This is a genomic window from Nonomuraea sp. NPDC049784 (assembly GCF_040659615.1).
Lineage (GTDB): Bacteria > Actinomycetota > Actinomycetes > Streptosporangiales > Streptosporangiaceae > Nonomuraea.
Window position 1 is genome coordinate 1 of record NZ_JBFAMX010000409.1, and the last position, 9,251, is coordinate 9,251.

9 protein-coding genes and 1 pseudogene are annotated in these 9,251 nt (G+C 70.5%); 3 read left to right on the plus strand and 7 right to left on the minus strand.

Annotation, left to right across the window (positions count from 1 at the left end; genetic code table 11):
- Window positions 1-71: 71 nt before the first annotated feature.
- From AB0J09_RS45320 to AB0J09_RS45330, 3 genes are read right to left on the minus strand one after another with little or no spacing between them, the layout of a single operon-like run.
- A complete protein-coding gene (locus AB0J09_RS45320; protein ID WP_360705732.1) occupies window positions 72-1,220 on the minus strand; it encodes a 2-phospho-L-lactate transferase CofD family protein in 1,149 nt (382 codons plus the stop codon).
- Entirely contained in the window at window positions 1,217-1,993 is a 777-nt protein-coding gene (locus AB0J09_RS45325; protein WP_360705735.1) for a glycosyltransferase family 2 protein, read from the minus strand. The genes AB0J09_RS45320 and AB0J09_RS45325 overlap by 4 nt, the downstream gene beginning before the upstream one ends.
- Window positions 1,994-1,997: 4 nt before the next feature.
- A complete protein-coding gene (locus AB0J09_RS45330) occupies window positions 1,998-2,675 on the minus strand; it encodes a hypothetical protein (RefSeq protein WP_360705738.1) in 678 nt (225 codons plus the stop codon).
- A 669-nt stretch (window positions 2,676-3,344) separates the two neighbouring features.
- On the opposite strand from AB0J09_RS45330, the pseudogene AB0J09_RS45335 reads away from it, so the two are divergent.
- Window positions 3,345-3,461: pseudogene (locus AB0J09_RS45335) on the plus strand (hypothetical protein); the annotation flags it as partial.
- Window positions 3,462-3,541: 80 nt separating this feature from the next.
- On the opposite strand, the gene AB0J09_RS45340 reads toward AB0J09_RS45335, so the two are convergent.
- Together AB0J09_RS45340 and AB0J09_RS45345 are read right to left on the minus strand one after the other, a co-directional pair.
- On the minus strand, window positions 3,542-3,802 hold the full coding sequence (locus tag AB0J09_RS45340; protein ID WP_349448871.1) for a hypothetical protein: 261 nt from the start codon (window positions 3,800-3,802) through the stop codon (window positions 3,542-3,544).
- Window positions 3,799-4,620: a phytanoyl-CoA dioxygenase family protein gene (locus tag AB0J09_RS45345; RefSeq protein WP_360705741.1), complete on the minus strand. Its 822-nt coding sequence runs from the start codon at window positions 4,618-4,620 to the stop codon at window positions 3,799-3,801. Before AB0J09_RS45345 ends, AB0J09_RS45340 begins: the two co-directional genes overlap by 4 nt.
- Window positions 4,621-4,711: 91 nt before the next feature.
- Here AB0J09_RS45345 and AB0J09_RS45350 point away from each other — a divergent pair, with 91 nt between their 5' ends.
- Window positions 4,712-5,506, plus strand: a complete 795-nt coding sequence (locus AB0J09_RS45350) for a helix-turn-helix transcriptional regulator (RefSeq protein WP_360705743.1) — start codon at window positions 4,712-4,714, stop codon at window positions 5,504-5,506.
- Window positions 5,507-5,654: 148 nt separating this feature from the next.
- Here AB0J09_RS45350 and AB0J09_RS45355 read toward each other — a convergent pair whose 3' ends face one another.
- Both AB0J09_RS45355 and AB0J09_RS45360 read right to left on the minus strand, forming a co-directional pair.
- Window positions 5,655-7,409 (minus strand): glycoside hydrolase family 15 protein, encoded by a 1,755-nt coding sequence (locus AB0J09_RS45355; RefSeq protein ID WP_360705745.1) that lies wholly within the window; start codon window positions 7,407-7,409, stop codon window positions 5,655-5,657.
- A 79-nt stretch (window positions 7,410-7,488) separates the two neighbouring features.
- Window positions 7,489-8,091 (minus strand): hypothetical protein, encoded by a 603-nt coding sequence (locus AB0J09_RS45360; RefSeq protein WP_360705748.1) that lies wholly within the window; start codon window positions 8,089-8,091, stop codon window positions 7,489-7,491.
- A 63-nt stretch (window positions 8,092-8,154) separates the two neighbouring features.
- Between AB0J09_RS45360 and AB0J09_RS45365 the strand changes: the two genes are divergently transcribed.
- The coding region (locus tag AB0J09_RS45365; protein ID WP_360705751.1) for a PLP-dependent aminotransferase family protein at window positions 8,155-9,251 on the plus strand (1,097 nt) is incomplete at its 3' end.

Below are 9,251 nucleotides of genomic sequence, written 5' to 3' on the forward strand. Positions count from 1 at the left end.
CACCCCGGCAAGCGGCACGCTCGCGCGGACGGCGCCTCCCCCGGGAGCGTCTGCCGGGCCTGTGGGGCCGTTCATCCGGCCCGCGCCAGCGGGATCTCGCCGACCACGGCCTGGAGCGCCTCGGCCGTGCGCGGGCCGCTGTGCGTGCCCGGACGCTCGGCGTCCTCCAGGTCCACGCTGATCCAGCGCGCCCCCGCCCAGCAGCCGCGTTCGACGACCCCGCGCGGCACCGCGGGCCCGCCGGACGCGCCGTGATGGCTGAGGACGTGCGTGATCGTCCGCCGCTCGTTGCCCGGGTCGCCCAGGTACGCCAGCGTGCGATCCACCAGATCGGTGGCCGTCAGCCCCTGGATGTCATGGTCGCCCCCGATGTTGACCACGAACACCCTGGCCGCGGCCCGGCTCTCCGCGATCGCCTCGGCCACACCCGGCGTCAGATAACTGGGCAGCAGCGACGAGTGCGGCGTGCCGGGGCCGTACACGACGAGGTCGCTGTCCTGGACCGCCTCCAGCGCCTCGGGGTTGGGCGAGATCCCGGCCGCGTGCCGGGCGAGCAGCTCCCGCACTCGCTCCGGCGGCCGTCCCGCCAGCTCGGCGCGCGCGGCGGCCGCCAGCGGCTCCCGCAGCAGGAACAGCCCCGTGATGGCCGTCGCGTCCTGCGGCGCGACGATGTCCGCCTCGTCGGCCAGCACCCGCCCGTCCTCCTTGAGCGCGACCAGGAACGCGTTCTCGCCGGCCGTCACGTTGAGCAGCCTCGCCGGAGACCCGAACGTGAGGGCGCACGCGCGTACCGCGGCGTTGAAGTCCTCGCCCAGCCGCAGGTACGCCCCGGCGAACACAAGGTTGCCGAGCGCGCAGTCGGCCAGGTCGAGCCCGTCGGGCTCGGCGCGCAGCCGTCCGGCGAAGACCTGAAGCTCCCGGGCGATCCGGTAGTTCAGCGGCCCGTCGATCAGCCACTCCAGGTCCGCGGCCGTGGTGCCCGGCGCGAGCCGGCGTTCGAGCAGCTCCCGGCGGGGGTCGCCGCGGTCCAGGTGGAGCAGGAGGTTCTTGCGGAAGTCCGACGGGCCGAGCATGCCCGGCAGGTAGCGGCGCAGCGCGCCGGTGGACAGGCCGTTGTCGTACCCGTTGATCAGCAGGGACAGCTCCAGCCCCGGCCTGCGCAGCAGGGCGCGCGCGATCCCGGCCGCGCCACGCCCGCCGCTGAACAGGGAAACCCTCACCGGACCTCCTCGTCCAGGACCGGGACGCGCAGCACGCCACGGCGCAGCAGCCAGTGGCGCAGCCCCAGGTACCCCACGAACAGGGCCCGGTCGCGCGCTCCCCGCCAGAAGCGCCAGCCCCGGCTGCCGCCGCCCCGCTCGCGATGCTCGATCGGCAGCTCCACCCACGCGTGTCCCAGCTCGGAGACGCGGGCCGTGATCTCGGTCGAGCAGTTCATCCCGGCCGACTCCAGCGGCAGCGCGCGGAACAGCGGCCCGTACACGACCTTGAAGATCGAGTTGAAGTCGCGGTAGTGGGTGCGGTGCAGCAGGTTGCTGACCGCGCCGCTGGCCGCCGACCCCCACCGGTACGGCAGGCTGTCGGCCTTCCTGATCCGGGCGCCCGAGAACGCGAGCCCCGCCCCCGAGCGGATGCGCTCGATGAACCGGTCCAGGTTGGCGATCGGGAACTGTCCGTCGGAGTCCAGCAGCACGACCCAGTCCATCCGGGTACGCGCGATGGCGGCCGCGATGGCGGCCCCCGCGCCGAGGTTGCGCTCGAACGTGACGACGACGAGTTGCGGGCAATCCTCCCGCAGTTCCTCCAGGATCTTCCCGGTCGCGTCGCCGCTGCCGTCGTCGCACACGACGATCTCCCAAGCGCCGATCGCCGGGTTGTGCTCCAGGTACTCCCGCCATTCCGTCACCGCGGCCGCGATGTTCTCCGCCTCGTTGTACGCGGGCGCCGCCACCGAGATCTCGATGAGGGGCGGTGCCGCAGGCGCGTTCGGCAAATGGTCACCTCCTCCGAGTGGCGTCCGCGCCGGCTCCCGTCAGGCGCGCGATCCAGCGGTCAAGGGGAAGCAGGTTGATCCCCACGATGAAGGGGACGTGGGCGAGCGTGAACCAGATCGCCGCGCCGAACGAGATCGGCCCGCCGGTGAACAGGTTGATGTGGGGGGCGTCGATTCGGTCGGGGATCTCAATCGGGTTGACCACCTGCCACATCACGTCCAGGAAGCCCGAGAACACGAGCAGCACTCCGGTGGCCATGATCTTCAGGCAGCGGCCGGGGGAGCCGCCGCCGATCCGGTACGCGGCGGCGACCGTGAGCACGATCCCCGGATACAGCAGCAGGTACAGGTGGGTGTAGAAGCTGTCGGCGTGCGCCCGCGCGCCGTCCCCGTAGTAGAACCAGCTGATCCTCGGGATCAGGTAGCCGGTCAGGAAGACGAACGGGACGTACAGCAGCCAGTTCAGGCGTGGCGACACCCACGGGAAGAAGGCGATCGCGCAGCACAGGAAGGCGAAGGCGAGCAGCTTGGCCACGAGCTGCCAAGCGGCGTCGATCTCGCGGGCGTGCGGGGTGGCCAGCCAGACGAAGGCGAAGCCGGCCACGCCGATGGCCAGGGCGATCCACCAGATGTGCGCGGCCCATGGGCGCCGGGCGTCGAGCAGGGGGTCGGGATGGTTCACAGCCGGTCCTCGTGGGGGACGTCATGGGGGGAACTCGCTCGCGGGAGCGCTCCCAAACGCAGTATGTCAGCTGTTCCCGCAATGGTGATCTCAATACCAAATATCGGACCCGCCGGAATTGTCTGGCCTTTTGACTAACCGTAGTGCGGTGGCAAAAGACCAGTTCAATGGCGTTATTTCGAGATATATGAAAACATGGAACGTTGTAGTGACGAACCGGTATGGAGGGGTCTGCCTGGGATGTCAAGGCCCCCGCCCCGGCGCAGTCGCGGCGTCTTGCGAAGGTGCCTTCATTGGACATTGGGTCCAATGATCTGGTGTATTCGCTGTTCAAACGAGCTACAGAGCGATTGGGAGCGCTCCCGCACGGATTCACATCCCAGGCCCGAAACACGGGTTTCCGGATCACCGGAACCGGGACGAGCCGATCCGCTCGCGGTCGCCCGGTGGCCGGAGCGGGCGCCCGTCCGGCGTCCCGCTCCTCCTCTGCGGCCGTACGCCAGGGTTTACCGAAGGTGCGCAAAAGCCTCGGCCTTCAAGGCGAGGATGAGTGTGGTCCCGGTCGGAGGATGAGGCGGCGGAGCGTGGACAGGTCGGAGCGTGTAGCGCGGTGGATCGCAAGTCCCGCGAGAGCTCCAAGCGGACTTTCGATGCACCTCCTGCGGGCATGTCGAGCATGCCGACGTGAACGCGGCGAAGAACATCAAGGCCAGAGGACAGGCGGCCGGGCTGGTCGTGTCAGGACGTGGAGACCCCCGGGTCGGTGAAGCGTCAAGCACCCCGTAGCACACTCGCGGCTCGTCACCCGCGCCGCGAGCTGCCGCGTAAGCGGCACGGGAATCCCCGCTCTCCAGACCGGGAGCAAGTCAAGAGAGTTTCTCGAAGAAGAACTCGTGCTTCAGAAACGACGTGTCGTATTCGTGCCCTGGATACGGCGGGATGAGCTGGGACGCCTGGAACAGCCGCCAGCCGTCCCGCAACGCGTCCACCCCCGTCTCGTACGGCGGCTCGTCCCCGTCGCCCGCCGTCGGGTCGGTACGCCCGGTGCCGTCGTACCGCGACCAGCCCACTACGGGGGCGTCGAGCGCGGAGGTGGCCAGATAGAGAACGAGCACCTGCTGCTTCATGCGATCCTCCCGGGGCGGTTGTTCACACGAGTGGTCCAATAGTCGACGTCGAACGAGGGATCGTTGGTCAGGGCCCGCCACAGGCGGACCCGGTTATGGACCTCCAGCCGCCCGGTCGCCTGCTCGTACCAGGGGAAACGCCGTCCCAGCTCGGCCACGACGGCGGGATCGTCCAGGTCGGAGGTGTCCCAGAGCCGCACCTGCGGCACGGTCGGGTTGAAGCGGATCTTGAACATGTAGCGCCGGATGGAGCTGTCGTTGCGCCGCCCGCCGTGCCAGATGCCGTGGTGGAGCAGCATCACGGTCCCGGCCGCGCAGGTCAGCCGGGTCTGGCCGCGCAGGTTCTGGTAGCGGCCGGTGTCGCTCTCGTTGATCCGGCGCAGGTGGCTGCCCGGCACCACGAGGGTGCCGCCCATGTCCGCGGTCACCTCGCGCGGGTAGTACATGAGCTGCACGTCGAACGCGTCCATGCGGGTGTCGATGATGGCGTCGGCGTGCAGCGGCTGGGCGTGGCCCTCGTGCGGCTCGCGTACGTGCACGGCGTGGTGGTCGACGGTCGGATCGGGGCCGACGAGCGAGCGCAGGGCGCCGGCGACGGCCGGCAGCTCGATCAGCCGGCGGGCGAACGATCCCTCGGGGTAGGCCTGGGCGACCGGCGTTCCGTAGGGCGGGCGCGGGATGCCCGCCTCGAGCACGTCGATCGCCTGGTCGTTGAGCTCGTCCGGGACGACCCCGTCGAGCCGCAGGTAGCCGGCGGCCACGAATCCGGCGACCTGTACTGAGGTCAGCAAGGTAGTCAGCGTGGTGGTGGTTCGCATGCCTCGACGCTAGAACCGGATATCAGCCGTGTCGTTGGTTGTAATCATCAACTACTGGTCCATTCTCCCCAACTGGTGTAAACAAGGCGCTGTGCGACAGGTGGAGATCGCGCTCTCCGAGCCGCCCGTGGTGGCGGGGGCGGGGGTGGGCGTGCATGGTGTGGTGAGCTCGCACGACGTGTTCCGGCTGCCCGACCTCTGGCAGCTCCACCTGTACGGGTATGCCGCCGAACTGGTGCTCGAGGGCACCGTGCACGAGATCAAGCCCGGCCGCGTGAGCCTGATCCCGCCCGGCGCGGAGGTGCACTACCGCTACCGGGGCAGGTCCGAGCACCTGTACGCGCACTTCAGGCTGGCAGGCGTGGACGAGCGGCGGGCCGTTCCCGTCATGCGGGACACCGGGGACCAGGCGCCGCTCATCGGCGCCTCGCTGCGCCAGGCCATCGCGGCCGTCCCCGACACCAGGGCGCGGGCGTCGGCGGAGGTGTGGACGGTGCTGTGGCGGGTGGCGAACCTGCCCGTGGCAGGCAGCGCGCACGCCGTCGTGGCGGCCGCCATGGAGCACATCGACGCGGACCTCGCCGCGCCGCTGACCGTCCCCGGCATCGCCCGCGCGGCCGGGGTGTCGCACAACCACCTCACCCGGTTGTTCCGCGCCCAGACGGGACACACCGTGGTGGCCTACATCCGCCGCAGGAGGATGTCCCGCGCGCTGCACCTGCTGCGCGAGTCGACCCTCGCGATTCCGGCGATAGCGGCGGCGGTGGGGATCCCGGACCTGCAGGCGTTCAACAAGGCCTGCCGCCGCGAGCTGGGCGCCTCACCCCGGGTCCTACGCGCGGGCAGTCCCGGGGCGAGGGGGCACGCCGGCCAGGCGTGGACCTGAACACGTGGCGGCCAAGGCCTGCGCGTTCGTCGAGGGCCCGCAGTGGACGTGCACCCCTAGCTCATGCCCGACGGCACCGACGTGACGTGAGGGGCAGCCTGGCGGAGGTGCATGTTCCCCGGGCCACGATCGGTGTGCCCGGGTGACCTCATGACAGCGCGCGGGCGGCGTGGATCAACGGCACGTGGCTGAACGCCTGCGGGAAATTGCCGACCAGCCGGCCATAGCGCGGGTCGTACTCCTCCGCCAGCAGCCCCACGTCGTTGCGCAGCGCCAGCAGCCGCTCGAACAGATCCCTGGCCTCCTCCTTGCGGCCCTGCATCGCCATCACCTCCACCAGCCAGAAACTGCACGCCAGGAAGGCCCCCTCACCACCCGTCAGCCCGTCGACGTCGTTGTCGGCCGCCAGCGGGTAGCGCAGCACGAACCCGTCCGACATGAGCTCCTTCTCGATGGCCGCGACGGTCCCCGCCATCCGCGGATCGTCGATCGGCAGGAAACCGACGACGGGCATCTGCAGCAGCGCCGCGTCCAGCTCCGACGACCCGTACGACTGCGTGAACGTGTTGCGACGCGCGTCGAACCCCTTCGAGCAGATCTCGGCGTGAATGGTGTCCCGCAACGTTCGCCACCGCTCGACCGGCCCGGTACGCCCGAACCGCTCGACGTATTTGACCGCCCGATCCATCGCCGCCCAGCACATCACCTTCGAGTGCACGAAATGCCGGCGCGGCCCCCGCACCTCCCACAGCCCCTCGTCAGGCTCGTCCCAGTGCTCCGCCACGTAGTCGAGGAGCTGCCGCTGAATGGTCCACGCCCGGTCGTCGGCGGACAGGCCGCGAGTGCGCGAGACGTACAGGCAGTTCATCACCTCCCCGTACACGTCGAGCTGGAGCTGCTTGACCGCCTCGTTGCCGATCCGCACGGGCCGGGAGTCCTCGTAGCCGTCGAGCCAGTCCAGGGTGAGCTCGGGCAGCCGGCGCTCGCCCGCGACGCCGTACATGATCTGCAGGTCCTGGGGCCGCCCCGCGATGGCCCGCAGCAGCCACGAGCGCCAGTCCGCGGCCTCCTCCAGGTAGCCGGAGCTGATCAGCGCGTCGAGCGTCATGGTCGCGTCCCGCAGCCAGCAGAACCGGTAGTCCCAGTTGCGCACCCCGCCGAGGTCCTCGGGGAGTGACGTGGTGGGCGCGGCGACGATGCCGCCGGTCGGGGAGTAGGTGAGGCCCTTCAGCGTGATCAGCGACCGCACCACGGCCTCACGGTACGGCCCCTCGTACGTGCATCGGGCCACCCACTCCGCCCACATGGCCTCGGTCTCGGCGAGCTGGGTCTCGGCGTCGATCTGCCGCGGCATCGGCTCGTGCGACGGGTGCCACGTGAAGACGAACGGCAGCCGCTCGCCCTCCTTCACCGTGAACGTGGCCCGGTGCGCGTAGTCGCCGCCCTTCAGCGGCACGGGGGAGTGCAGCCACACCGAGTCGGGGCCGCCGATGGCCTGCAGATGGCCGTTGCTGCGGCGCACCCACGGCACGATCCTGCCGTGGTCGAAACGCACCCTGAGCTGCGTGGAGACCTCCACGCTCCCGGAGACGCCCTCCACGATGCGCACGACGTCGGGATTGCGGTCGCGGGGCGGCATGAAATCGATCACTCGGACCGTGCCCGTCGGGGTGTCCCACTCGCTCTCCAGGATGAGCGTGTCGGGGCGATAACGACGCCGCGTCGCAGGCCGCCGGCCCGTGGGCCCGAGCCACCAGTGCCCGTTGCGCTCGCTGCCGAGCAGCGCCGCGAAGCACGACGGCGAGTCGAACCTGGGCAGGCACAGCCAGTCGATGGATCCGTCTCTGCCGACCAGCGCCGCGGACTGCATGTCTCCGATCAGGGCGTAATCCTCGATCCGCATGCCTTGACGTTACTCGCGCATGGGGCGATCCCGTGACCGGGTCCGATCATGTCGCGTCATGCCCGGCCCGGCCACGGGATCACGTCAGGGGGAACCAGCGGGTGAACAGCTGGGTCAGCGGGCCGATGGCCAGCGCGAACACCAGAGTTCCCACGCCCACGGTGCCGCCGAGCAGCCACCCGGCGGCCAGGACGGTGATCTCGATGAGGAAGCGCCCGAGCCGTACCGACAGGCCGAGCCGTACCAGCCCGGTCATGATGCCGTCACGCGGACCCGGCCCCATCCCGGCGCCGATGTAGAGCACGGTGGCCAGGGCGATGGAGACCACGCCGAGCGCCACGTACAGGCACTGGAGGGCCAGGTGCGACGGCGTGGGCAGCAGGAAGATCGCGGCGTCCGCGAAGAGGCCCAGGAAGAGGACGTTGCTGACGGTCCCGAGCCCGGGCTTCTGTTTCAGCGGGATCCACAGCAGCATCACCAGCGCGCCGATCCCGATGATGATCGTCCCGATGGACAGCCCGGTCCTGACGGCCAGGCCCTGGTGGAACACGTCCCACGGGTCGTTTCCCAGCCCGGACTCCACCTGAAGGCCGATGCCGGTGCCGTATAGCGCGAGTCCGCCGTACAACCGGACAAGACGGGCGGGAAGGGAACTGCGCCTGGGGAGGGTCGCTTCGCTCATAGTGGCCCCAGAGTGGCATCCACTGGATTTGCCAAAACAGAGCCAATCGCGAAAAGTGGCCTGATGAGGCATTTGTCGGCGACCCAGGTGGCGCGGCTCATCCAGATCGACCCGGCGGCGCGCCCGTACTACCGCGCGCTCGCCGACGGTGTGCGCGCCCGCATCATGGACGGCCAGATCCCGGTACGCGTGCGCATGCCCGCGGAACGCCACCTCGCCGAGACCCTCAAGGTCAGCCGCACCACCGTGACCTCGGCCTACGACCTGCTGCGCGAGCGCGGCTACCTGGAGAGCCGCCAGGGCTCAGGGAGCTGGACCGCCCTGCCCGACCCGGCCACCGCGACGGACAACCCGTGGCTCGGCACCGACGGCGACGGCCTCATCCAGATCCAGAGCGCCGCCCCGCCCGCGCCGACGGTCCTGCGGGAGGTGATGCTGGAGGCGGTGGAGGATGTGCCCAGGTACGGCATGGGCAACGGCTACGACCCCATGGGACTGCCGATCCTCAGGGAGCGCGTCGCCGCCCGCTACACCGCCAGGGGCCTGGCCACCCGGCCGGAGCAGATCCTCGTCACAACGGGCTCGCAGCACGCCATCCAGCTCGTGCTCGGCCTGCTCGTCGGCGCGGGCGACCCGGTGCTCGTGGAGTCGCCGACGTACCCGCACGCCATCGATGTGGCCCGGCAGCGCGGCGCCAGGATCGTCCCGGTGGGCATCACGCACGAGGGCTGGCAGGCCGACGTGGTGGCCGGGGCCATGCGCCAGTCGGGGGTGCGGCTGGCGTACCTCATGCCCGACTTCCAGAACCCGACGGGCGCCCTCATGGACGACGCCACCCGCGCCGCCATCGTGGGCGCGGCCCGGCGCTCCGGGACAGTGCTGCTGGTGGACGAGACGTGGTCGGAGCTGGCGCTGGACGAGGTGCCGCGAACGTCACCGGCCGCGGCGTTCGACACCGACAGCCGCGTGATCAGCATCGGCTCGGCCTCCAAGCTGTGGTGGGGCGGGCTGCGCATCGGCTGGGTACGCACCACGGCCGCGCTGGCGCGCCGGCTGGCCATGTACCGCGCCGCCGTGGACATCGCCAGCCCGGTGCTGGAGCAGCTCGTGGTGGCGCGGCTGTTCGACCGCCTGGAGGAGACGCGGGCCGAGCGCCGCCG